At 44.3% G+C, this 24,216-nt stretch carries 19 protein-coding genes; 11 read left to right on the top strand and 8 right to left on the bottom strand.

The window, feature by feature from the left end:
* The first annotated feature begins 30 nt into the window (after positions 1 to 30).
* Positions 31 to 2,370, top strand: a complete 2,340-nt coding sequence (locus Q9312_RS13785; RefSeq protein WP_309201442.1) for a TonB-dependent receptor — start codon at positions 31 to 33, stop codon at positions 2,368 to 2,370.
* A gap of 92 nt (positions 2,371 to 2,462) precedes the next feature.
* Here the strand turns inward: Q9312_RS13785 and Q9312_RS13780 are convergent, their stop codons facing one another.
* On the bottom strand, positions 2,463 to 4,025 hold the full coding sequence (locus Q9312_RS13780) for a zinc metalloprotease (protein WP_309201441.1): 1,563 nt from the start codon (positions 4,023 to 4,025) through the stop codon (positions 2,463 to 2,465).
* 175 nt (positions 4,026 to 4,200) lie between these two features.
* Here Q9312_RS13780 and Q9312_RS13775 point away from each other — a divergent pair, with 175 nt between their 5' ends.
* From Q9312_RS13775 to Q9312_RS13755, 5 genes are all read left to right on the top strand, one after another.
* On the top strand, positions 4,201 to 4,938 hold the full coding sequence (locus Q9312_RS13775) for a hypothetical protein (RefSeq protein WP_309201440.1): 738 nt from the start codon (positions 4,201 to 4,203) through the stop codon (positions 4,936 to 4,938).
* Between the two features lie 329 nt (positions 4,939 to 5,267).
* Positions 5,268 to 5,762, top strand: coding sequence for a type II 3-dehydroquinate dehydratase (aroQ, locus tag Q9312_RS13770; RefSeq protein ID WP_309201439.1), 495 nt, complete (start codon positions 5,268 to 5,270; stop codon positions 5,760 to 5,762).
* A gap of 54 nt (positions 5,763 to 5,816) precedes the next feature.
* Complete coding sequence (accB, locus tag Q9312_RS13765) at positions 5,817 to 6,269, top strand: acetyl-CoA carboxylase biotin carboxyl carrier protein (RefSeq protein ID WP_309201438.1); 453 nt, start codon at positions 5,817 to 5,819, stop codon at positions 6,267 to 6,269.
* A gap of 33 nt (positions 6,270 to 6,302) precedes the next feature.
* Positions 6,303 to 7,655 carry an acetyl-CoA carboxylase biotin carboxylase subunit gene (accC, locus tag Q9312_RS13760; RefSeq protein ID WP_309201437.1) on the top strand — a complete coding sequence of 451 codons (1,353 nt, stop codon included), beginning with the start codon at positions 6,303 to 6,305 and terminating at the stop codon, positions 7,653 to 7,655.
* 110 nt (positions 7,656 to 7,765) lie between these two features.
* Complete coding sequence (locus tag Q9312_RS13755) at positions 7,766 to 8,716, top strand: phospholipase A (protein WP_309201436.1); 951 nt, start codon at positions 7,766 to 7,768, stop codon at positions 8,714 to 8,716.
* Between the two features lie 13 nt (positions 8,717 to 8,729).
* Here the strand turns inward: Q9312_RS13755 and Q9312_RS13750 are convergent, their stop codons facing one another.
* Complete coding sequence (locus tag Q9312_RS13750) at positions 8,730 to 9,143, bottom strand: DUF4878 domain-containing protein (protein WP_309201435.1); 414 nt, start codon at positions 9,141 to 9,143, stop codon at positions 8,730 to 8,732.
* Positions 9,144 to 9,350: 207 nt separating this feature from the next.
* On the opposite strand from Q9312_RS13750, the gene Q9312_RS13745 reads away from it, so the two are divergent.
* Positions 9,351 to 9,881 (top strand): hypothetical protein, encoded by a 531-nt coding sequence (locus tag Q9312_RS13745; RefSeq protein ID WP_309201434.1) that lies wholly within the window; start codon positions 9,351 to 9,353, stop codon positions 9,879 to 9,881.
* Positions 9,859 to 10,125 carry a histidine phosphatase family protein gene (locus Q9312_RS13740; protein ID WP_309201433.1) on the top strand — a complete coding sequence of 89 codons (267 nt, stop codon included), beginning with the start codon at positions 9,859 to 9,861 and terminating at the stop codon, positions 10,123 to 10,125. The genes Q9312_RS13745 and Q9312_RS13740 overlap by 23 nt, the downstream gene beginning before the upstream one ends.
* 33 nt (positions 10,126 to 10,158) lie before the next feature.
* On the opposite strand, the gene Q9312_RS13735 is transcribed toward Q9312_RS13740, so the two are convergent.
* The 5 genes from Q9312_RS13735 to Q9312_RS13715 form a co-directional block, all read right to left on the bottom strand.
* Positions 10,159 to 11,265, bottom strand: coding sequence for an SO_0444 family Cu/Zn efflux transporter (locus tag Q9312_RS13735; RefSeq protein WP_309201432.1), 1,107 nt, complete (start codon positions 11,263 to 11,265; stop codon positions 10,159 to 10,161).
* Positions 11,266 to 11,267: 2 nt separating this feature from the next.
* Positions 11,268 to 11,678: a Zn(2+)-responsive transcriptional regulator gene (gene zntR / locus Q9312_RS13730; protein WP_309201431.1), complete on the bottom strand. Its 411-nt coding sequence runs from the start codon at positions 11,676 to 11,678 to the stop codon at positions 11,268 to 11,270.
* Positions 11,679 to 11,797: 119 nt separating this feature from the next.
* On the bottom strand, positions 11,798 to 12,403 hold the full coding sequence (locus Q9312_RS13725; protein WP_309201430.1) for a TIGR02444 family protein: 606 nt from the start codon (positions 12,401 to 12,403) through the stop codon (positions 11,798 to 11,800).
* Positions 12,404 to 12,535: 132 nt separating this feature from the next.
* Positions 12,536 to 13,732, bottom strand: coding sequence for an amidohydrolase (locus Q9312_RS13720; protein ID WP_309204509.1), 1,197 nt, complete (start codon positions 13,730 to 13,732; stop codon positions 12,536 to 12,538).
* Positions 13,648 to 13,839, bottom strand: a complete 192-nt coding sequence (locus tag Q9312_RS13715) for a hypothetical protein (protein ID WP_309201429.1) — start codon at positions 13,837 to 13,839, stop codon at positions 13,648 to 13,650. Before Q9312_RS13715 ends, Q9312_RS13720 begins: the two co-directional genes overlap by 85 nt.
* A gap of 155 nt (positions 13,840 to 13,994) precedes the next feature.
* Here Q9312_RS13715 and Q9312_RS13710 point away from each other — a divergent pair, with 155 nt between their 5' ends.
* Together Q9312_RS13710 and Q9312_RS13705 are read left to right on the top strand one after the other, a co-directional pair.
* Entirely contained in the window at positions 13,995 to 17,627 is a 3,633-nt protein-coding gene (locus Q9312_RS13710; protein WP_309201428.1) for a hydantoinase B/oxoprolinase family protein, read from the top strand.
* A gap of 71 nt (positions 17,628 to 17,698) precedes the next feature.
* Positions 17,699 to 18,208: a hypothetical protein gene (locus tag Q9312_RS13705; RefSeq protein WP_309201427.1), complete on the top strand. Its 510-nt coding sequence runs from the start codon at positions 17,699 to 17,701 to the stop codon at positions 18,206 to 18,208.
* 103 nt (positions 18,209 to 18,311) lie between these two features.
* Here Q9312_RS13705 and Q9312_RS13700 read toward each other — a convergent pair whose 3' ends face one another.
* Entirely contained in the window at positions 18,312 to 20,903 is a 2,592-nt protein-coding gene (locus Q9312_RS13700; RefSeq protein ID WP_309201426.1) for a TonB-dependent receptor plug domain-containing protein, read from the bottom strand.
* A 1,067-nt stretch (positions 20,904 to 21,970) separates the two neighbouring features.
* Here Q9312_RS13700 and Q9312_RS13695 point away from each other — a divergent pair.
* Positions 21,971 to 24,154: a M4 family metallopeptidase gene (locus Q9312_RS13695; protein WP_309201425.1), complete on the top strand. Its 2,184-nt coding sequence runs from the start codon at positions 21,971 to 21,973 to the stop codon at positions 24,152 to 24,154.
* Positions 24,155 to 24,216 lie beyond the last annotated feature (62 nt).

Here is a 24,216-nt window from a genome sequence, read left to right as displayed (position 1 = left end):
GTATTTGAAACTCGATTAGATGACAAGTTTATGACAGAATGCAAAAGACTTGATCATCATTCATTCGCTCTTAGCCTTGAACCTTGGCTAACTCAATATAACAATGAAATTACCGCAGCTATGACTCGCTATTTTAACCTGACTTATCTCACTCGACTCTTTCTACTCTGGGCATTTGTGTCGCCCTCATTGGCTTCTTCTGAAAATCGAATTGCGAATAAACCAACCAGCAACGGCAAGCTCAATCATCAGAACCATACAGCGTCTGAACACTCATCTGAGCATTTAGATCAACCATCGAGTGACGCCCCTTCTGAGGCACAAGCTGAACTATCTGCAAAGAATAAAACCGCGGACCATCAGCCGTCCAACGGCTCCGTTATTCCCCGACAAGAACCGACCCTTGTCATTACCGCAAAGCCGATTCCACAAACTAAAGAAACGGTTGATGGTAGCGTTACAAACATTTCAAGTCGCTCGATCAGCCGCAGTACCGCTCAACACTTCAGTCGCCTCGTAAGCTTGGTTCCTGGCACTTGGGTAAGTCGTGGTAATGGGCAAGAACATTTAACCGCTATACGCTCTCCGGTTTTCACCGGACCTGGAGCCTGTGCGGTTTTTATCATGTCAGAAGATGGTTTGCCGTTGCGACCGACTAGCTTTTGCAACGTCAATCAGTTATTTGAGTCGCATTTCGAAGTTGCTGATTTTGTCGAAGTTTATCGCGGTTCAAACTCGACAACGGCAGGCAGTAATGCGGTATTTGGAATGATCAACACTCAGTTACCGAGTCCAAGTGAAAATCTTGTTGGCAGCGTTACCTACAATACCGCTCAATTTGGGTTTAATCAGCTATCGATTCAACAACCTTGGGAATCCCAAGACTGGAGTCATTGGCTAGGTATCACGTTAACGGATGATCATGGCTATCGAGAAGAGTCTGGTTATCAGCAACAAAAACTGTCGTTTAAAAATAGTTATGAGTATGGCAATTTTTCTATCTTAAACGGCTTTAATTATCGAAACCTAGATCAACAGACGGCTGGGTATGTTGAAGGAGACAACGCTTATTTAGACCGAACATTAAGTCGAGAAAATAACTACCCAGAAGCTTGGAGAAAAGCGACATCCGTGCGAGCCTACAGCAAGTTAAACTGGACGCTCACCGATACTTCACTCTCGTTCACACCTTACTTTCGGGTCAATGACATGAGCTTTCTAATGCATTTTGTCCCCTGGCAACCGACCGAAGAAAACCAACAGACATCGTTTGGATTTGATCTACTTTGGCATAATCCAATCGATCAACCTTTGCATGGCTTTATCGGGTTTGAGTATGAACGAACCTCTGGAGAGTTGATTGAAAATCAACTTAACCCCGCCCCTTTTAACCAAGATGCATTCCCTCAAGGAATTCATTATAACTATCAAGTCGATGTGAATGCCTATGCACTGTTAACTGGTTTCCGATGGCAAGTTACACCATTGACAACACTCGCCTGGAATACTCGCTTCGATACATTAAGCTATCAGTATGATAATCAAACCACTGACGGTTCTGCTTGCGCTGATGGTATTAGCAACTGTCGTTTTTATCGACCCGCTGATGAAAATCGCCACTTTAATTTTTGGTCAAACCAATTGAGCATGTCATTAACTTTGACCAGTCAGCAGCGCATGTATATTAATCTTTCACAATCATTTCGAGTACCACAAACCAGTGAACTTTACCGACTGCAACAAAATCAAACCTTCGCCGATCTCGATGAAGTATCGGCCAATGGTGTAGAGCTCGGATGGCAGGTAAACTTCGACAACATAAGTTTAGAGGTTGCATGGTTCGACATGCAATTAAAAGACAGTATCTTCCAAGACACACAACGACAGTTCGTAAGCGGCGCGGATTCTTCTCATCGCGGATTCGAAACCGAACTACATTGGACCATTTCTCGCCACTGGCAGTTTAATTTGAGCGCAGGATCTTTTAAACATCTCTACCAAAACAGCCCAGACTTATTAGGCAGTAATGTACAAATCAAAGGCAATCTCATGGACACTGCACCAAAAACAATGGGTGCAATTGAGTTAATTTGGCGCTGGAACGATCAGAATGAATGGATGCTACAAACTGAAAAAATGGGAAAATACTTTACCAATCCTGAAAACACCCATGAATACTCCGGTCATGTTATTTCTCATGTTCGATGGCAGAGGAAAATGGGCAACTCAATGTCACTTTTATTCGGCATCAATAATTTAACCGACAAACGCTATGCAGAAAGAGCCGACATTGCCTTCGGAACACCTCGATATTTTCCAGGCCAAGAACGCACCTTAGTGTTTCAATTGAAGTGGCAAAATAATCCATAGACCACTTAATCAAAGCAGTGTTTAGTTACCTATAAAAAAGGGTCGAACATTCGACCCTTTTTTTATTCAATAAACACGATTTTCAATACGTATTATTGTCCTGGAACTTGGCTTGGACCATTACCTGGTTTGCCATCAACAATATACATACTCAATTGATAATCGCCTACACGTAACGCTCCATTGCCTGTTTCCTCTAATGGAAATAGAATGGGAGAGCCGTCAGGGTTGTAGCCAAAACTAACAAAATTAGGCGAAGACACTTTTAAAACATACTCGCCAGACTGCGCTAGTGGTGCATCAATTAAAAACGCGTCAAAACCTTCAAAGTTTTGATAGTTTTGAGCGACTAATTGTTGCTCTCCATTGGCATCAATAAAATAAAGTTCAACAGCGCCTATAACTGGCGAGCCCACAGGAACATCAAAGCCGTTAAACTCAGCACTGATAAACTCTCCTGCTTTTGCTTTGAAACGATATTCATCAACTTCATTGGGCGTCGAAATTGCTCCGCGAATCAGAGCTTCACGAATATCGAGCTTTCCTTCAGCGTTATCCCCTTCGAGCAGAGTATTCGGTGCCACAACTTTTCGTAGTGTCACTTTTTTACCCGCCACGCTGGCTTCTGAAATTAGCCGACCTCGTTCAGCGGCGGCTATTTTAATCACTGAGCGTTCAGAGAAAAAGCGATCACGAGCCGTGCTATCGGTTAATCCACTACCGACACTCGCACCCGATGCCATGGTATGTAAAATGGCTTCATCACCATTTTGCAATCCGTCGAACACCGGAAAAAACGCATCATTACTTGGTACGCCCGTCGTTGGAATACCCGTACCTGGAGATCCGAAAGAATCATGATGGCGAAGCCCTAGATTATGTCCGAGTTCATGCGCGCCCGTATTCGACGCTTGGTTGATGATCGCTTTTGACAAAGCCGCAGCCACATCACCATTTTCAATTTCAATTCCTGAGTAGGCTTCAAGAAGGCCGCCACTCGGATCAAGCTGAGCAAAGACTTCCCACAGCCCAACATCAACAAATGCTGAATCATCCCGTACCTGATTGCCAATATCGATGGATTGGGCTCGTCCAAATAAAATTCCGGAGCTAAAATTTACGCAGATGTTATTTGCCGTTTGGCATTCGAAGTTCAGTGTCGAGAACTCTCCTTCCGTCGGTAATGTTTGAGTAAAAGTAATATCAAACCCTTGGTAGTCCGCCTCTAAATTTGCTTGAATGGCGTCTCGCTCAGTTTCCGTGTATTGATGGCTTAAAAACAACCAAGGCGTTGTTCCACTGACAACCGCAGGAAACGTCGGTGACGATTGTTCAAAATTAAGATAAACGACTTGCGTGTCGTTATTGCCTTGTCCTATCGCTAACCCTTGACCATTATTTTTTTTCTGTTGACCTTGAGACGCAGAGTTTTGCACCACACCGTTATCTTGTGCACTGGCATCACTCAATCGCTGACTGAACTGCGCTAATTCAAGCTTGCGCCGATCACCACAATCACTTGCACCACAATCATTGGTAATAACTGGCAGTGGAAGTCGCTCAGCCAAATGACCGGGCAATTCATTGGCCGATACCGGAATGCTCGTTAGCAAGGTTGCAAAGCCAACCAGACCAATCATGTTACTTTTGTCCATACTGTGTTCTCCTAATTTTTTATGATGGTTTGTTGCACGCTTAGATTAGCGAATTGAGATGTAAATTTGTCGACTAAAATATGGCAATATTTCACAAAAGTGCGATGATATTGCTACAAAAGGTCGTCACAAAACACCGTGCGACGCAACATAAAATTAACCACTAGGATTTGCCATGCTATCTCGTGCTTTCGTACTCATTTTTTTCTCTACTATCTTTTCTTCGGCATTTGCCCAAAAAACACCCATTAAGATTTACGTGTTAGCTCATGGCGCTAAATTTATCGGGGATAAAACCGATGGTGCGACCGTAGAGATTCGACGTTCCGACAATCAGCAGTTACTCGCCCAAGGAATCACCACCGGTGGTACTGGCAATACCACGTTAATTATGAAAACCGACCATGCTACCAACATGATCCTAACGGACGATCAAACCGCGAGCTTTACTACGGTATTAGATATCGATAAGCCAACCAAAATCACCATTACCGCTCGCGGACCTCTCTCCATAAAACCTCGTGGTGCCGAAGTCAGTACGCAGGTCTGGTTAATACCTGGTAAAGATTTCTCGCAAGGTAATGCAATCACTCTTTCTTTACGCGGGTTTTTAATTGACGCTTCTGTTTCCTCCGAGCAAAACAGTGTGCAAGTCGAAACCCTGATCACTTTGATGTGTGGCTGTCCGGTCGAGCCCGAAGGACTTTGGAATGCTAGCGACTATCAGCTCAATGTTGCTTTGCTCAAAAACGACCAGCTTGTCGAACAGAAGCCGTTAAACTTTACGCAAGACTCTCAGTTTGAAGCACGATTTGAAGGTATCGAGCCAGGTGTTTACCAGGTAATGATAACGGCTTTTGACCCAATTACGGCAAACAGCGGGGTTCAAGAACTCTCCGTGACGGTAAAATAGCTTAAAAAGCGCGTTAAATTCGGCCAAATGTAGCTAAAAACACTCTATTTAACGCGCTTTTTATTCCTTGCGGTGCAATTAAAACAAGCGTTCAAGAAACACCACTTCAATGTACAATTTTCAACCAGTTGTAAACTACTCATCCCACACAATCTATCTATATTTGACTAAACCTCATCCTTTAGCGCTACTGGTTAGACCAGAAAGACTAAGATTATGTCGCGAAATGCAGTTAAATTGACACCAACGTCACAATTTAAGGCAATTTAAACTAGACTTCTTATGCTAGGTTCTGCACAATGCGGAAAATTAAATACATCTGAGAATAAATGCAGGTTTCGGCGAAGTTCAGTGAATTTTCGCCAACTTTTAAATATAAAATGCTTTTTTTATTGCTTAACGGCCCTAACTTAAATTTGCTCGGCACCCGTGAACCAGACATTTACGGAGCTGCCACCTTGGGCGACATCGAAACTCAAACCGGTCAACTGCTGAGTTCTATGGGTGTCGAGTTGGAATGTTTTCAAAGCAATGCTGAGCATCAATTAATCGAACGCATTCATCAAGCAAAGAAAGATCAAGTGGATTACATCTTATTTAATCCAGCGGCATTCACTCATACGAGCATTGCATTGAGGGATGCTTTAACCGCCGTCGCTATTCCGTTCACTGAAATCCATTTGTCGGATCCAGAGCGCCGGGAAGCATTCAGACACGTTTCTTATTTTTCAGATGTTGCACAAGAAGTGATTAAAGGTCAGGGCAGTCAGGGTTATCTGATTGCAGCAAAAAACGCAGTTAAAACGCTGCAACAAACGATTTAAATACAAAGCGGCAGTTCCATACTGTCAACAATTACACAAATAAAGGTCATCACTATGGATATTCGTAAAGTTAAAAAACTCATCGAATTGCTTGAAGAGTCAGGTGTATCAGAGATTGAAATCAAAGAAGGCGAAGAAAGTGTTCGCATCAGCCGCAACAGCACCACTGTTCCGGTCGCTGCGCCTATGGCTCCAGCCGCACCAATGGCACCCGCTGCAGTAGCAGCAGCGCCGACTGCTGAAGCTGCAGCACCGGTCGACAACACGCCGTCTGGAGAAAAGGTCAAATCACCGATGGTAGGTACTTTCTACCGTGCGCCTTCACCGGGTGCTAAGCCATTTGTAGAAGTTGGCGATACGGTTAATAAGGGCGACACCCTCTGTATCGTTGAAGCGATGAAAATGATGAATCACATCGAATCAGAAGTATCAGGAACTGTAAAAGCTATTTTAGTAGAAGATGCAGAGCCAGTGGAATTCGACGAAGTTCTTTATATCATCGAATAATTTTGCGCTAACACAACGAATTTAGGTGGACGCATGTTAGAAAAAGTCCTGATTGCTAACCGTGGAGAAATTGCACTGAGAATTTTACGTGCATGTCGCGAGCTTGGCATCAAAACTGTGGCGGTGCATTCCACAGCTGATGAAAATTTAATGCACGTTAAACTAGCTGATGAGTCCGTGTGTATTGGTCCTCCATCACCCACTCTGAGCTACTTAAATATTCCAGCTATCATCGCCGCAGCAGAAGTTACCGATGCCGTTGCCATTCACCCAGGATATGGCTTCTTAGCAGAAAATGCTGACTTTGCGGAGCAAGTTGAAAAGTCTGGTTTCACATTTATTGGACCGAGAGCTGACACCATTCGGTTGATGGGAGACAAAGTATCTGCCATCAACGCAATGAAAAAAGCTGGCGTCCCTTGTGTACCCGGCTCTGGCGGCCCACTTGGTGAAGATGAAAAAGAAAATTTGGCCATAGCCAAGCGCATCGCTTACCCAGTCATTATAAAAGCTTCGGGTGGCGGTGGCGGCCGTGGTATGCGCGTCGTCCGAGAAGAGAAAGATTTAATCTCGTCTATTTCATTAACTAAAAACGAAGCGCGTGCGGCTTTCGGAAACGACATGGTCTACATGGAAAAGTTTTTAGAGAACCCTCGACATGTAGAAATTCAAGTGCTCGCAGACAGTCACGGCAACGCCATCTATTTAGGTGAGCGCGATTGCTCGATGCAACGACGCCACCAGAAGGTAGTCGAGGAAGCGCCAGCTCCTGGCATTACCGAAGAAATGCGTCGACACATCGGTGAACGCTGCGTCCAAGCGTGTAAAGAAATCGGCTATCGCGGCGCCGGAACCTTTGAGTTCTTGTATGAAAAAGGTGAGTTCTACTTCATTGAAATGAACACTCGAGTTCAAGTTGAACACCCGGTTACGGAACTTATTTCTGGTGTTGATATTATTAAAGAACAATTGCGCGTTGCTGAAGGGCAACCCTTGTCATTTAAGCAAGCCGATATCAATTTGAAAGGCCACTCAATCGAGTGTCGGATCAACGCTGAGGATCCTGAAAGTTTCATTCCATCACCGGGAACCATCACCACCTATCATGCACCCGGCGGCCCTGGTGTTCGTTGGGACTCACATATTTATGCGGGTTATAAAGTTCCGCCTAATTATGACTCAATGATCGGTAAATTAATTACCTATGGTGAAACTCGCGAAGTTGCGATGGCAAGAATGCAGATGGCACTCGAAGAGGTCGTTATCGGTGGAATCAAAACCAACATTGAGCTGCAAAAACGCATTATGGCCGATGAAAACTTCCATAAAGGCGGCACCAATATCCACTACCTAGAAAAGAAACTTGAAACTGAAAAACAAGCTTAAAGTGAGAAAAGGTCGCCTAGCGCGGCCTTTTTTTTAACACGACAATCTATCGCACTTGCTCGACTAAGCCGTTACAATATCGCCATATTTTCCTTGGGAACCTTGGTCCGATGTTTAATCGCTTTCACCACACCTGTTCAATTCTTTGCTTTTTCATTAGCTTCAGCGTCTGCTCTCAACAACCGACAAACGAAGAACCAAAGTCGCAAGATTTGCAACGCATCGAAAAGAATTTAGATGAAACATTACAAGATACGTCGCTCATTTATAAGCGCATGCAAGAAGAACTTAAAGCGTATGACAATACGTTTGCGCTGGTACCACATAAAATCAATTACATTCTGCCTCTGACTTATCAAGACACCCCAAACTACACACCTTATTCTGACAACCGAAATCTTATGCACAGTGAAGTAAAATTTCAGGTGAGTTTTAAAGTGCCTGTGACACGGCAAACACTTTTCGAAGACAATGGTTACTTATTTTTTGGCTATACTTCTCGTTCGGTTTGGCAAGCGTTTAATACCGATGAGTCCAGTCCGTTTCGAGACACCAATCACGAACCAGAAGTCATGTTGGTATTTACCTCAAAAGCTGAAATGTTCGGAGCTCGAGTACCCGCAATAACCGCTGGTTTTTCTCATCAAAGTAATGGCCAACCGGCCGAGTTGTCACGAAGTTGGAATCGCCTGTATTTAGATGTCGTGATGGAATATGAAGATTTTTATCTTAGTTTTAAACCATGGTGGCGTTTACCAGAACGCGAGAAACGCGACATCAATGACGTAAAAGGTGATGATAACCCCGATATCGATGACTACTACGGCTATTTCGAACTACGGGCTTTTCGCAAAATTCACGACAATGAATTATCGATTATGCTGCGCAATAACTTACGCTCAGACAACAAAGGTGCAATTGAGTTAAATTACAGTTATCCATTTCATAAAAAAGTGCGCGGCTACGTTCAAGTGTTTCATGGTTACGGCGAAACTTTACTCGACTATAACCATAAAAACACTCGCATCGGTATTGGGTTCATGCTGAATAATTGGCTGTAGCTATTCGATATTTCTACCAGCGCGCCCAACTGGTAGGGTTAACGTACCAATTACCGTCTTTCATATGTAAACTGATTGAAAGCACTCGTCGCTCGCCGTTGTTGAACTCAACATTCACCCGAACGCGAGCACGATTGTCTTTCACATAAGAATCACTCACTTGAACCAAAGCAATACCACCGCGATGCTTGCGCGTATTACTTTTCGCCGTCGAATCTTTCGCAACAAAAAGCTTATGGTCATCGTTTGCGTCATAATCGTCGGGCTCAACGATCTCTTTAAAGCGCGGCAGGTTAGCAAAATAAATGGCTTCAACGTATTCTTGCGCTACCACTTCGGGATTCGATTGATCCACACCGCAGGCAGTCAACAGCATGATGAAAGAGACCGCGATAGACTTGGTGATTTTTGACGATAACGATAACAAAGTGGAGTCCTCAGGTGCTTGCAATGAATCATGTTAAGTATACGAAAAAAATCCAAGTTCTTCGACGCAAACTAAGAATATCAACCCTAAAGTTGGTCGTACCTCGTTTGAACTGGGGGAGTTTTGCTTTGCTTGTAAAGCGAGTAAACTAAGCTCTCTTAAGATCGACAAGTTAATGTAGTTTCGAGAATACTATTAGGGCACTGTATGTATAAAATTGTCACCTTGCTGCTTATAACCGTATGTAACATCCTTGCGGCCAGCGACAAAGCGTCTTTGAACCGAGAAAAGCTCATCTATATTATGCCTGAACAACGTGGCTGGGAAGTCGTAGAACAATGTACTCGAAGCCACTATTACCCAGATGTTTTTTGGCGTGTCACAGAAGCTCAAGTAACCGCTATCGAAAAGCAATTAGAGCGACACATTAGCGAATTAAAAAAACAAGGGGCGGATTTTGTACCCGATCCGCTAAACGTTTATAAGCGTCAATACATTGGCTTTGATCTTGACGGTAAGTCCTATTTGTACGGTAACTTTTTCCCCAAAGAGGCTGATTTAGAAGATGACCCTACACGCAATGGAATCGTCTCTTGTCGTGGAGATAAGCGCTATTGGGGGATGTTGTTTAATATCGATAGTTTTAAATTTGAAGCCATCGAAAGAAACGACAAGCTGGTAAAGCCGCGAGGTATTATCGATCCAACGGTCTACGATGACCTGCCTCCTGAACGCTGATGCTCGCTATCGAGCCAAGTTGCTGCTTGTTAGACATGCCAAATCAAGCTGGGCAGATACCGCGCTTGCCGATATCGATAGACCACTTAAACAGCGCGGCGTTTCTGATGCGTTATTGATGCGTTCTAAGCATTTGGCTTTGTTTTCTAGGCCAGATACTATCGTACTGTCATCTACAGCGACCAGGGCCGTAGCAACCGCAACTATTTTGTTCGAACAATCACCGCGGCCATCGCCGTCATAGGTATCACTGATAGTCACTCATTGACCGGTGATCTTATTTACTCTGCGAAACCTTCTGATTGGCGTTAAAGACCTTTAACCAGTGTGGCCACTGAGCATTAAACATCAGCAATAACAAAGCGCCCCCCATTATCCAGCTCCACCACGCAACATTATGTTCCATTGAGTGCAATGATACGATTTGATCCATTAAATGGTATTGGCTCACTAAATAGTCGGTTAACAGACCGAAACCTAATGCCGTCGCAACCACTCCGGTTAAATAGGCCACCAACGCATGATTACCAAGCTCTTTCCGAATAATACCTAAGGTGCCAATATTGGTTGCGGGCCCGGCTAACATAAATACCAACACCGCGCCTGGCGATACTCCGGCCGCTAAAAATCCAGCTGCAATTGGAGTAGAAGCAGAAGCGCAGATATACATGGGAACACCAATGACGGTCATTAATAGGAGAGCGCTCCAGCCTTGTCCCCATTGTGCTAGCCAGTCCGCTGGGATGAACGTTTGGATAATTGCGGCAACGGCCAGCCCAAGCAACAACCAGCTACTGATGTCTTTTAAAAGTTGACCAAAAGAATAATTAAGTCCTTCCCATACTGCGACCCTTTTACTGGGCTCTTTGGGCGCTTTCGAACCGCAACAAGACGCAGCAGCAGGCGCAGCTTTCTCGCTCGCGCAACAGCCATCACCTTTACTTTGCGCTAACGTTTCACTGCTCGATTCGTGCGTTTCGTGGCGAACCAGTAGTCCTGCGACAATCGCACTGGTCACTGCCGCTATGGGACGAATAATTGCCATGAAAGGTCCTAATAATGCATACGACAACGTCACTGAGTCAGGACCTGTTTCGGGCGTAGCGACAAGGAAAGCAACGGTAGAACCTTTCGAAGCACCGGCTCTACGAAGGCCCATCGCCGCAGGCACTACCCCACAACTACACAGCGGCAGTGGTGCGCCAATGAAAGCCGCTTTAATCACATTAATTCGACGCTGCCCTCCTAACTGATTCTGCATCCACTGTTTCGGAATAAATGCTTTCATCAATCCAGCAATCGTTAAACCCAGAATCAGCCAAGGTGCCGACTCTAGCCATATGGCAAGGAAATTCTCTAAGAAATCAGACAACCAACTAGGCATAGTTACACTCCTCTTACACTGTCGAGTGCTTGCAAAATGGTACACTGCTCGGCTGACTCAGCTCCACCACAGCAGTTATCGTGTAAGCGCTTCACCGCCGCTCGCATTTGTTGCAGCTCGCGAATTTTGTCATCAATTTCGCTCAGTTTTTCTGCTGTTAGGCTCTTAACGTCTTCACAAGAGCTTTGATCTTTGTGCAAACGAATGGCTAATAACTCGCGCACACTGTCTAAATTGAAACCAATATCTTTGGCATGTCGGATAAACCGCAGTCGATCGATATCATCTTCATTGTAAAGTCGATAGCCCGACGCCGAGCGCATAGAAGGACTGGCCAACTCCTGCTTATCGTAAAAGCGCAAAGTATCAACGCTGAAACCACTGAGGGTTGCCGCTTGTTTAATTCTAAACATCGTCATTCACCTTTACTGCTTGATCGCAATATGCCCATTATAAACCTTAGAGTCGACTCAAAAGTCAAGCCTTTGGTTATTCAGTCATCAAGAAGGTCAATTCAGTACGCAGTCTTTGCTTAGGCGGCCTGTTGCGCAATGGCCTGTAGGGTCAGTCGACTCAATAACTGTTGATGTAAAGTCAACAGCGTCGGGGGAATTTGCTCGATAGCGGCCGCAAAATAATTTTCTAAATTTTCACCGGCTAAAAAGTGGATGGTCGTCGCATCCGCGCTTTTCAGCGCAGCAAGACGTGAATGATTATCATCGCTTGGAATGGAGAAATGACTCTGCGCTAACGGCAAGATCGACGTTCGGCAAAAGTTGACTAAGTCAGCCATTACTTGCTTTTCGAGCTGTAGCTCAAGGCTTAGAAACGACTGTTTGAGCGCAATAAATTCAGACGCTGAGGTATCATTGTACTGCGCCAAGAATTTGCGCCGAAAGCTACGAAATTCAACAACCTTCTGATCACTAACCGCAATGGCAGACATCAAAGAACGAAAATCATCTTTCGATAAAATCCTTCGCGTGGTTAACGCGTACCAGATAGCAAATAAGCTGACATTCACGTTTAAATGAAACTCATCTTGTAAAGCCAAGCACAATGGCTCTACCCCTTCCTTCTGATAAAAGTCATTTGCAAACTGCCAAAGAGAGTCGGTGGTAAATACGGTATCTGACATCACAGCGTCCTCCCTTTGTAAAATATAGCAAATCTGCGATAGATCGACAGCGGCTGCGCGATATTTGACGGCACAGCCGATGCAATGTCCCAGGTAAAACCGCCCTTCACGTTAACATCGCTGCCTTAGAGTCTATTGACGAGTCGATTGTTCCATATAATCAATCGCCATTTGCGACAATACCTGAACACCCAGCGGCATACCTGACTCATCGATATAAAAATCGGGGGTATGATGAGCAGGGGCTTGCTCTGGGGCGAGTCCTTTGGTTTTTCCACCTAAGAAGAAATACACTCCTGGAACTTGCTGCTGAAAAAATGAAAAGTCTTCTGCACCAGTGATCGCATCCATTAACAGCACATTATCTGACCCAGCGACACGTTGCATTGTTGGAAGCATTTGCTCCATTAATTCTGGCTGGTTATAGGTTATTGGGTAGTGCGTGGTATAGGGTAATTGCAACTCGGTTGTAGCGCCCATCACCGCAGCCGAATGTTTGACGACCTCACGTAAACGCGCATGCAAATGATTTCGCATGTCAGGATCGAGCGTTCTTATGGTTCCAATTAACTCGACACTTTGTGGAATAATATTCGATCGCACACCACCGTGAATACTGCCCACAGAAATGACGGCGGCATTTTTGGTTAAAGGCAATTGTCGACTGACAATACTCTGAATGTCGTTAATAATTTGCGCACTCGCGACAATCGGATCAATGCCATCCCAAGGCGTTGATCCATGAACCTGCTTACCCGTCACGGTCAATTTAAAGTTGTCTACCGCTGCCATAATACCGCCACTTCGATAGCCCAGATAGCCAACCTCCATTTTTGAAGAAATGTGTAAACCAAAGATGGCATCCACTTTCGGCGCGCGTAATACCCCTTGTTCAACCATGAGCTCAGCTCCACCTCGCTCGCCTGCAGGAGCACCTTCTTCAGCGGGTTGGAAAATAAACTTTACGGTACCGCGTAAATCGTTCTTACGCTTCGCCAAGGTTTCAGCAACGCCCATTAAAATAGCAACATGCGTATCGTGACCACACGCATGCATCACACCGACAGACTGACCGTTGTACTCACTGGTTACCTTAGAAGCAAACGGTAAATCTACTCGCTCGGAGACTGGCAAAGCGTCCATATCAGCTCGTAGAGCGACGACTGGACCAGGTTTTCCGCCTTTTAAAATTCCCACGACACCAGTGTGCGCAATATTGGTTTGCACCTCAATCCCTAGCGACTTTAAATGTTGAGTAATGTATTTCGCCGTTTCAAACTCTCGGTTTGATAATTCAGGATTTGCATGTAGATGACGTCGCCACTCAATGACTTTTTTTGTAAGCTAGCGCTCACCTCAATATCGGATGCAGTTGCAACACTAGAATTTCCCAGAAAAAAGGCGCCCAGCGCCAACAGTGAAAGACGTTTGATCATTATTATTCTCTCATTGATCGATTTGAAGACTCAGTGTACCGGAAAAAAATAATATAAACACCCATGCGAGATTAATGCGACCTCAAAGCAAAAGGTGGTGATTAGCACACACTTCATGATACAACATAATGCAAACAGAATATGGGAGATGCGTTTTGCAGACGTGGTCATTTTGGGTCGACCGAGGCGGTACATTTACCGATATTATCGCTGTATCGACAAACGGCGACTACCACTCGATCAAAGTTCTTTCGGAAGATCCTGATCACTACCACGATGCCGTTAGTTTTGGCATTCAGTCATTTTTATCGGAACAGCATCCGACTATCCCAAAAGAAAATCTGTCTACTCTGATTTCGGAAATAAAGATGGGAACAACCGTTGCAACCAATGCGCTCCTCGAGCGGAAGGGCGCTGCAACGTTACTTGTCGTCAATCAAGGCTTTGAAGATTTGATGATCATTCGAGATCAAAGTCGAGCTAATTTATTTGATCAGAATATACGACGACAGTCTCCTCTTTATCGACATGTTATTGGAATATCCGCTCGGTTAGACGCAGATGGAAATGAAGTTGTTAAACTCGATAAAGAAGCCATAAAAAGTCAGCTGCTTAAATTTTACCAACAGGGTAATCAGGCAATAGCGATAGCCCTCATGCACAGTTATAGAAATCCATTACATGAGCAAGAAGTCGCAGAGTTGGCTAAGAAAATTGGCTACACAACGATTGTTCTATCGCATCAAGCATCGCCTGCTCCCAAACTGTTACCTCGCGCAGAAACGACTTTAATCGATGCCTATCTGTCCCCTGTTGTTCACGACTATGTGAGCCGGTTGCAGCAGACCTTTAGAGATACGCCAATCTATTTTATGCAGAGCAATGGTCATTTAGTAAATGCCCATTTATTTGACGGAAAAGACGCCGTTTTGTCAGGGCCAGCAGGAGGTATCGTTGCCATGGCAAAAACAGCAAATGCAGCAGGATTTAATAAAGTCATTGGTTTTGATATGGGTGGTACCTCAACCGATGTGAGTTTATACCGAGGTCGATTTGAAATTACCAGCAATAGCGAAATTCAGGGTACAAGTTTAAGAGTCCCGATGCTCGCCGTGCATACCGTTGCAGCAGGAGGCGGCTCACAGTTGTCTTTCGATGGCGAAAAATTCAGTGTCGGCCCTGCATCCGTTGGCGCACACCCAGGTCCAGTCAGTTATGGACGAGGAGAACAACTTGCCGTCACTGATATCAACGTCATTTGTGGAAAAATTCGCTCCGAATATTTCCCGCATGTCTTTGGTCATAATGGTCAATCCCCACTCGATTTTGAACGCTGTCGCCGTGCTTTTGAATCGCTACAAAAAGAGATCAACAAAAAACTGGATTCGTCTTTTTCAGTTCATGAAATCGCTGAACAATTTTTATCAATTGCAGTTAATGCAATGGCCAATGCGATCAAAACAATATCAACACAAAAAGGCATTGAATTAACCGATTATGCTCTAAACGCCTTTGGTGGAGCCGGAGGTCAGCATGCATGCCTAGTTGCGGAAGCGTTAGGGATTGATAAAATATTTATACACGCAGAATCCAGTTTACTGTCAGCTTATGGAATGGGCTGCAGCGATATTGGTCAAGAGAGTGAACATTATTTCGGACAACCCTTTTCTGATTCTATTTGGCAAGAAATTAACGATTTATCACATCAACAGTTCATTGAACATAAACACAAACTTGCCAAGATCGAAGGGGACCTTCAACATCAAATTGTATGCTGGCTGAATTATCAAGGTTCCGATTTAACGCTAGCCGTGACCTATGACCAATATGAAACCATGCAACAATCGTTTCATCGGCAACATCAAGAGCGATTTGGATTCTCTAATGAGCTCGCTCGTATCGAGATTCAAAAAGCTCATCTTTCTACGCAAGTGTCTCAACCACTTATTGAAAGAAAAGCCGAACAGCTAAAACCAAAAGATATTCAAGAGCATGATGTTTGGTTTAACGATCAATTTATTAAAACCTCCTTTATTGCCGCTGAAAGTATTGATTACGAACAACCGATCATTGGTCCGGTGATTATTTATGACTCAAACACCACCATTGTCGTCGAGCCAAACTGGCAAATAAAAAAAACCAAGGGCGATCATTTTAGTCTTTCTAAACTTCGAAAGACCAAAGTAGAAAACTACAACGATACGAAGTTGAACCCTTCTCGCCTGGAAATTTTCAATAGCCTATATCGTCACATAGCAGAACAAATGGGTGCGGTCCTTCAAAATACGGCTCAATCAGTCAATATTAAGGAACGTTTGGATTTTTCATGTGCCTTATTTGATCGCACCGGAAATTTAATTGCTAACGCTCCTCATATGCCCGTCCATTTAGGCTCAATGTCCGACAGTGTAAAGCACGTAATTCATAAAAACTTACCGTTTCAAAAGGGTGACTGTTTTCTATTGAACTCACCCTATCATGGAGGAACGCATTTACCCGACATCACGGTTATCAGTCCAGTTTTTATTCAAGAAGAGTTACGATTTTGGGTAGCTTCGCGTGGCCATCATGCTGATATAGGAGGAATTACTCCAGGTTCAATGCCTGCGCATAGTCAGTCAATTGAAGACGAAGGCGTAGTGATTGAGTGCTTTGCCTTGATTAAAGGGCATCAGTTAGATTTAGCTGGACTTAAACGTTTGTTAACCACAGGAAAATATCCAGTACGAAATTTCGATCAAAACTTGGCCGATTTGAAAGCGCAAGTCGCAGCCAACCAGCGTGGAATCAGCGAATTACAACACGCTTGTAAGTCTTATGGAGAAGAGACGATAAGCGCCTACATGAATCACGTTCAAGATTACGCCGCTAACGCTGTTGGACGAGCAGTCGCTAAGTTTTCTCCATGTTCCTTTGCCATCGATATGGATTGTGGCGCTCATTTGAATTTATCAATTTCTCCGCTCAAGAACCAAGGATTACACTTCGATTTTAGTGGTTCTAGTAGCCAGCTCAATAATAATTTTAATGCTCCGAGATCCGTGGCCAAAGCCGCAATCTTATATGTTTTGCGCAGTCTGATTAATGAAGATCTTCCTTTGAATGAAGGCTGTATTCGTCCAGTGAAAATTACTATCCCCGACGGTTCGATGCTTTCACCTACCTATCCGGCAGCAGTGGTCGCTGGGAATGTCGAAACATCACAGGTTATTACCGATTTAGTCTTTGGAGCGTTAGGCCTTCAAGCCAGTGCTCAAGGGACGATGAATAACCTGACTTTTGGAAATGCAAAGTACCAATATTACGAAACCATCGCAGGTGGTAGTGGAGCAGGAAATCACTACGATGGTTGTGATGGGGTACAAACGCATATGACGAACTCTCGAATTACCGACCCAGAAATTTTAGAAATGCGTTTTCCAGTTAGTCTCGAACAGTTTAAGATAAGAACATCGAGCGGAGGCTCTGGAAAGCACAAGGGTGGTAACGGGCTGATTCGTAGGATCCGATTTCTCACTGAAATGACGGTGAGTATCCTGTCTAATAATCGAATAAATACTCCTTTTGGGATACACGGAGGAAGCCCGGGAATTGCCGGGGAAAACCGATTAATTTCTATCGATGACGGTTGGAAGGAATTACCGTCAAGTTGTGAGTTAACGGTCAATGCTGGTGAGGCGATTGAAATACGAACACCTGGTGGAGGTGGCTATGGATTCAATGAGTCGGATTCCAATGAGTCTGGATATTCTGATAGCGGTTCTCCTCAGAATTGCTCTACCGAATAAGCAATTCCTAAATAATAGGACGCCAGGATTAAGAGTGTTAAGAATTTAACTGTAATGAGGAAATATTAAGCATGTTGAGAGTATTTTTTGCATCGAGTGTTGCCATAACACTCAGCCTTTTTTTAGCCGCTTGTGGAGGCGGTGCCGCGAACAATCAGCAAGGCCCATTAAGTAGTGAGCCGCTAGCCATTTATACCTACGCGAATAGTAATCCTAACGATAGAAATCAGATGGAGTTTCGAAAAAATTACGGCGCTAAAATTACCAACGAACTTAAACAACGAAATCTATTTTCGACGGCCAATTACATTGGCGACGGACAAGATATATCTGGACAAAAAGTCGTGCTCCGTGTGACCTTCCTTTACTTAACCAACGCGAACGGAGACTGGCCAATGGAAGCCAAGGTACATTATCTATTGGAACGTGACGGTGAGTCTATCTTTAATCGTGTTTACCGGGTAGAAGCCACTCGTTACAATGCGGCAACCGAGTGCGCTGGTTGCGATGCTAAAACAACAGTACTAACCATGTTGAATAAAAAAGTGGTCCCTGACTTAACCGCAGAATTGTCTCGTTAGATAAAAGCTGTCTCGTTAAATAAGAACTGTCTGGTTAAATAAAAAAGGTTACCTCTACAATAGAGGTAACCTTTCAACTCAAATATCTAACCTTTGAAAATGATTAGAAGGTGTAACGCCCTTCTACTGACCAAGAACGACCAAGAGCATTGTAATGCTGATGATTGAAGTATGGCCAAGAGCCAGTGTTTTCAATGCGAGGATATTCGTCAGTCAAATTATTAATAATAACTTCAACAGAAAATTCGTTATTAATAAAGTAACCCGCCGTTAAGTTATACGTTGTCCACGAATCCAAACGCTCACTGCTATCAAAGCTACTAATAGTTCCTAAACGATTGCTTAGTAGTGTTACGCGCCAATCATCTAAACTCCAGTTGACAGTACTGCGGAAGCGACTGCGTAAATTGTTGTTTAAACGATTGTTTCGCCAGTTTGTATCGATTTCAGCACCAACAAATGGTTGCTTTTCACTTTTTAATACATTGGTATGGTTTGCAGTAAAAGTAAAAGTACCGATATCGTTGGTTGCTAAGATATAGCGGAAACTGGTGTCGACGCCAAACTGCTTTTGATAGGCTGTATTCACCGGGTAAGTTTCTACATTAAAAATACCATTAGCGTAGGTCACTCGATCGCCAACCATCAAACAAAAGTCAGGGTTGTTTGCAGCAAAATCTGCATCCGTTTCACACAAAACATAATCGTTTCTTAAAGCAATCGGATTTTCAAACTCAACCAATCCATCAAGCTCAAGTTGATAGAAATCAACCGACACAGACAAGCTCTCTAACGGCTCATAAACAACACCTAAAGTATGAGAGGTGCCCGTTTCTTCTTCAAGCTCAAGACTACCACGAGTTGTTGCGTAGACGTCAGAGCCATAGTAAGCACCACCTTCTGCAGCATAAACAAGATGCATGTCTGGTGCTCTAAAGTTTGTACTGCTTGTCGCTCGAAGCAATAGTTGCTCGGTCGGACGGTACTCTAAACCAACGTTATAAGTCCAAGCGTCGTCAACAGCTGTGCTATCGTCGTATTTGTCATAGCGACCCGCTAAGGTAAGCTTTAAGTTATCAGTTAACGGCCATAAAGTTTCTAAGCCCGCACCATAGCTGGTACGAGATCCTTTACCTTCAGTGCCCGTTCGATCAACCCAACCTTCTCCAGTATTATTTAAGGTACGTGGGTGCAGATCGATTTCATAACTCTTCTTACTCGCTTCAACAATCGCCGCGAATTGAACGCGATCTTTTCCAAACTGGAACATGTCACCCGATAACGTGAAAGACGCTGTCGAAATTGAACTGTCTTTTTTAGATAAGTCTTCACCCAAAATAGTGGCCAGTTCTTGCTCCGTTAATGGACGGAACAATTGTGTCATATCGCTTTCATTGTAAACATCAACAGGGACATTATTAATCGAGTTTACGCCCAAGTAGTTACCAAAGAAAAACGCTCGTGCCGCTTCTTCTTTTAAAAGAAATAAGCTGTCTTCTGAATTCTGAAAACTATGGGTTAAACTAATTTCGTAGTCATGATAGGTTTCAGTAAATCCTTTAAATCCGATCTGGATGTCTGCGCCGTACTCTTTGTGGTCAACATCAGTATCTTTAAACTCTGAAAGGTATCGACCATATTCAAAAATGCCGGTGATATTGTCTTGTGCATCAAGCACCACCGTTGGTCGTTCTGTTTGAAAGTACAAAGGACCACTGCTGCTTGCAGCATCTTGCTGCCACAAATGAAGCTCTAGGTATAACTCGTTGTAGTCACCTTGTTCAAACGTGATTCGATCAAATAAGTTCCAGCCTTCGCGCTCGTTAGCCAAAGTTTTTGTGCGATGAACGTAGTCTTGGCAAAAGCTGCCGTTGTCATCAGACTGATATTGAAACTCGAATGATGCACAAATCTCTGGCGTCGTTTCTTGTAAACGTTGCGGATCTGCTGGATCAAAGTAGTTATAAAATCCATAGGCGAACTGTGGCTCTCTCTCGCTTAAATATTTGCGATCAGAACCAAGAACAGCGTCTTTTTGCTTTAACTCAAACGACCAAAGATTATCAAAACCTTCGCCTTGTTTTCCTCCATACCATTGCAAGCGGTGAGATTCAGCGCCGCCACGCTTCGTATCACCATAGCGATAAGAAAGCGTTGTTGTATCGAGACTCTTACGGGTGATGATATTGACTACACCAGCCATCGCATCTGAACCATAGATTGCAGAAGCACCACCCGACATAATTTCGACACGTTCAACCATCGCCAATGGAATATGGGACAAGTTTACAAAGTTGCTTTGTCCATTATAGGGAGACGGGTAGTCAGCGATGCGCTTGCCGTCTAATAGATACAGAGTACGACCAGCACCTAAACCACGGAAGTTAACCGCTTGAGCGTTTGGCTGAAAACCGTTAGAAAATTGCTCGCCAACCACACTGCCGGTGGCCGAAGTAACCGAGCTCAAAGCCTCATATAACGTGTTAAAGCCTTGCTGCTGCATTTCTTCAGACGTAATACTGATAACCGTGGCCGCACCTTCTACTTCGGTACGCTTGATACGAGAGCCGGTGATAATGATCTTATCTTTGTTAGCCGAATTTTCGGCAGCCGTTACATTTGTGGTTGAAAACTGGCAGGCAATAGCCGTCGCGACCAGAATCGCCATGCGGCTTTTCGGGTGAATAATAGACATATTGTCTCCTTTGCAGACTGGAGTTGAAAACGAGGAGCGAAACTGGAGTACTCCTCAAGCGGGCGCATGGTAAAAGATCTAGGAGGGAAAACTCAAATAAAGATACCCGGTATTATTACCCTTGAAAAATATCTCATTACGAGTTTTTAAATCATGTATCGACTAACTCTTTGATTTTCCAATTGAATAGCCTTCTTTTAGACGAGCTTGCAGCGCTGGATATTGTAATAAATAGCGTTGGGGTTTCGTTCCTTTAAGACTCGAAAGCATGGCTAAGATCCCCAAAATTAAAGCGGGTATGATCCAAATAAGCGCCATCCCATAACCAAGCAACACCCGCTTCCGACTGGCGCACTTTCACGAAAGAATAAGACCGCAACGTGTGCCAAAAACCCACTACAAGCTATGCCATAGAACACTAGAAAAAACCGCTTTATTGAATTGGTATGCTTGTTTTTACAGTCAGAACAAACAGGCACGACGACTTGAGCCCTTTGGTTACGGTTAACAAGTTCTACGGTATATCCGTCTTTGGATTGGGTTTGCTGGCAAAACCAACAGGTTAAATCTGTTTTGGTCATAGTTTCATTCTCATATCAATTTGTTCTCTTATCAATTCATTCTTGATATTAGCGCGTTGTGTCTTCAAATATCCTGCACATCAATGACTTTTTCAAATTCGCGACCGAATCACTTTAAAAAAGCTACAACATAATCACAAGTACCGCCTCAAGCAGTGTCCGAGCTATAAACTCAGCGCGCTAAGGACCTGATCAAATCTTGAGATAATTGTAACAAGATAACGACCTGTAACTCATTATCTCAAACATCCGTTAATATTAACGCGTTTTTTATCACCAAATTGCCAAAAATTGATTGAGAAGCGACCAGTTACTTCCTATTCTTCCGTGGCGTCATAGGTGCACCTAGATGCTTTAAACCGCATGACAAGTAACTCACTTTCTTGGACCAAAAGTGCGATTACTATCGTTGTCATGACATGTGAAAAATGACATCGCGAGTTTAAGCAGTATTCAGCGATTACGAAAATTAAAGGTAATATAACTATGACTACCAAACCTAAGTTTGCACTGGGGGTGCTCACAACTGCGGTGATTGGATGCAGTAGTGTGATGAGTGCAGAACGCATAGCATTAACTGAGCAAAACCTATCACTTCAAGCATTACAAAAATCGGGGGTTGCCAGCGCGAACCCAGCCAAGTTCATCGGACTAGGCGACGACAACCAATTACAAGTACGCAAAACCTACCACAGCGCTTCGGGTCAAACGACCATTCGGTATCAGCAAATGTTTCGTGGTCTTCCAGTGCTTGGCGACGACGTGATCATTACTCAACGAGCTAACGGTACTTTCAAACATGCTCATGGCGCCATGTTGCAATCGATCGAAAAAGACCTTAAATCGATTAAGCCGTCCATTTCGGCTCAAGACGCGTTAAACATCGCAAAAGCGAAATTCGCTCCGCAAAATGCCAAACGCAAAGTCATCACCGAAAACGAAAGCAAGCGGTTGGCTGTTTGGAATGATTCAAACAATAAAGCTCGACTGGTTTACGAAGTTACTTTCGTCCAACACGCCGACAAGCCATCACGACCATACCTAATCATTGATGCTAAATCTGGTGAGGTGTTGCACGCCTTTGATAACCTTCAAACGGCAGACGCCACCGGCCCAGGTGGAAATCAAAAAACTGGACGTTACGTCTATGGTACTGACTTTGGCTCGCTCAATGTTAGCCAATCGGGCAACACCTGTACCATGAACAACACCAATGTTCGAACCATCAATTTAAACAATGGTACCAGTGGTTCAACAGCCTTCAGTTTTACTTGCCCAGAAAACACGGTTAAAGAAGTCAATGGCGCTTATTCACCATTGAATGATGCGCATTTTTTCGGTGGCGTGGTATTCGATATGTACAGCGACTGGTTAAACACTGCGCCGCTATCTTTCCAATTACGCATGCGCGTTCACTATTCTCGAAACTATGAAAATGCTTTCTGGGATGGTAGCGCCATGACGTTCGGAGATGGTGCCAGCACGTTTTATCCATTGGTTAGCCTTGACGTATCTGCACACGAAGTGAGCCATGGATTTACCGAGCAAAACTCTGGATTAGTTTACTCCGGTAAATCGGGTGGATTAAACGAAGCTTTCTCTGATATGGCTGGTGAAGCTGCTGAGTTTTATATGAAAGGCAGCAATGACTGGTTAGTCGGTGCTGATATATTCAAGGGCAGCGGTGCGCTTCGTTATATGAACAACCCTCCACAAGACGGTCGCTCGATTGATCATCAATCAGACTACACGTCGGGCATGGATGTTCACTATTCATCGGGTGTTTACAACAAAGCCTTTTATTTGCTCGCCAACAAAGCTGGTTGGGATACTCGAAAAGCTTTTGAAGTTTTCGCGAAAGCCAATCAAAACTACTGGACTTCTAGCACTAACTGGGACAATGCGGGTAACGGCTCACTCGATGCTGCCTGTGATTTAGGCTATGCCGTCGAAGACGTGCAAGATGCCTTAGCGCAAGTTGGCGTTAGCTCACAACCTAGCTCAAGTGAGTGTGGCGGTGGTGGACCAAATCCTCCGGATAACATCTTGGAAAACAATGTACCTGAAACTGGTTTAGCCGAGTCTCAAGGTAATGACATTATGTACACCATGGAGGTTCCTGCAGGCGCCAGCAACATCAGCTTCACCATGAGTGGTGGTTCTGGTGATGCTGATCTGTATGTTCGCTTCGGTGCGGCTCCGACCGATTCAACTTACGATTGTCGTCCTTACCGCAATGGCAACAATGAAAGCTGTACCGGTTCACAATCGGGTGGAACCTACTTTGTTCGAGTGAAAGCTTACTCGACCTTCAGTGGTGTTACCTTAGTTGGCTCCTATGATGAAGATACTGGTGGTGGCACCGATCCCATCGATGAAACCTACTCTAACATCAGCGTTAGCCAAGGTCAGTGGGAGTACTACACCGTTGATTTATCGGCCGGTTATAGCTCGCTTAACGTGAGCATTACCGGTGGCTCTGGTGACGCCGACTTATACGTGCGTCAAGGTAGCCAACCAACCACGTCGAGCTACGATTGTCGACCTTACCGTTGGGGCAACGAAGAAACCTGTTCCTTCAATGCACCGGGTAGCAATGTCTGGCACATTGGTATTCGAGGTTACTCAAACTCATCGGGCGTGACTCTGAATATTCAAGCACAGCCTTAATCGAGTTGTACCAACTCGCAGGGGAGCACCCGCTCCTCTGCTTCTTCCCTTACAAAATTCAG

The sequence above is a fragment of the Pleionea litopenaei genome (genome assembly GCF_031198435.1).
Classification (GTDB): Bacteria; Pseudomonadota; Gammaproteobacteria; order Enterobacterales; family Kangiellaceae; genus Pleionea; species Pleionea litopenaei.
The sequence above is the reverse complement of the archived record's forward strand: the minus strand, read 5'-3'. Positions and strand labels throughout refer to the sequence as shown.

What these genes read in the sequence shown, in the direction of transcription:
- Q9312_RS13785 (WP_309201442.1), top strand. Translation starts at nt 31, where the DNA reads ATGACAGAATGCAAAAGACTTGATCATCATTCATTCGCTCTTAGCCTT.
- Q9312_RS13780 (WP_309201441.1), bottom strand. Translation starts at nt 4,025, where the DNA reads ATGGACAAAAGTAACATGATTGGTCTGGTTGGCTTTGCAACCTTGCTA.
- Q9312_RS13775 (WP_309201440.1), top strand. Translation starts at nt 4,201, where the DNA reads ATGCTATCTCGTGCTTTCGTACTCATTTTTTTCTCTACTATCTTTTCT.
- aroQ (WP_309201439.1), top strand. Translation starts at nt 5,268, where the DNA reads ATGCAGGTTTCGGCGAAGTTCAGTGAATTTTCGCCAACTTTTAAATAT.
- accB (WP_309201438.1), top strand. Translation starts at nt 5,817, where the DNA reads ATGGATATTCGTAAAGTTAAAAAACTCATCGAATTGCTTGAAGAGTCA.
- accC (WP_309201437.1), top strand. Translation starts at nt 6,303, where the DNA reads ATGTTAGAAAAAGTCCTGATTGCTAACCGTGGAGAAATTGCACTGAGA.
- Q9312_RS13755 (WP_309201436.1), top strand. Translation starts at nt 7,766, where the DNA reads ATGTTTAATCGCTTTCACCACACCTGTTCAATTCTTTGCTTTTTCATT.
- Q9312_RS13745 (WP_309201434.1), top strand. Translation starts at nt 9,351, where the DNA reads ATGTATAAAATTGTCACCTTGCTGCTTATAACCGTATGTAACATCCTT.
- Q9312_RS13740 (WP_309201433.1), top strand. Translation starts at nt 9,859, where the DNA reads ATGACCTGCCTCCTGAACGCTGATGCTCGCTATCGAGCCAAGTTGCTG.
- Q9312_RS13735 (WP_309201432.1), bottom strand. Translation starts at nt 11,265, where the DNA reads ATGCCTAGTTGGTTGTCTGATTTCTTAGAGAATTTCCTTGCCATATGG.
- zntR (WP_309201431.1), bottom strand. Translation starts at nt 11,678, where the DNA reads ATGTTTAGAATTAAACAAGCGGCAACCCTCAGTGGTTTCAGCGTTGAT.
- Q9312_RS13725 (WP_309201430.1), bottom strand. Translation starts at nt 12,403, where the DNA reads ATGTCAGATACCGTATTTACCACCGACTCTCTTTGGCAGTTTGCAAAT.
- Q9312_RS13715 (WP_309201429.1), bottom strand. Translation starts at nt 13,839, where the DNA reads ATGATCAAACGTCTTTCACTGTTGGCGCTGGGCGCCTTTTTTCTGGGA.
- Q9312_RS13705 (WP_309201427.1), top strand. Translation starts at nt 17,699, where the DNA reads ATGTTGAGAGTATTTTTTGCATCGAGTGTTGCCATAACACTCAGCCTT.
- Q9312_RS13700 (WP_309201426.1), bottom strand. Translation starts at nt 20,903, where the DNA reads ATGTCTATTATTCACCCGAAAAGCCGCATGGCGATTCTGGTCGCGACG.
- Q9312_RS13695 (WP_309201425.1), top strand. Translation starts at nt 21,971, where the DNA reads ATGACTACCAAACCTAAGTTTGCACTGGGGGTGCTCACAACTGCGGTG.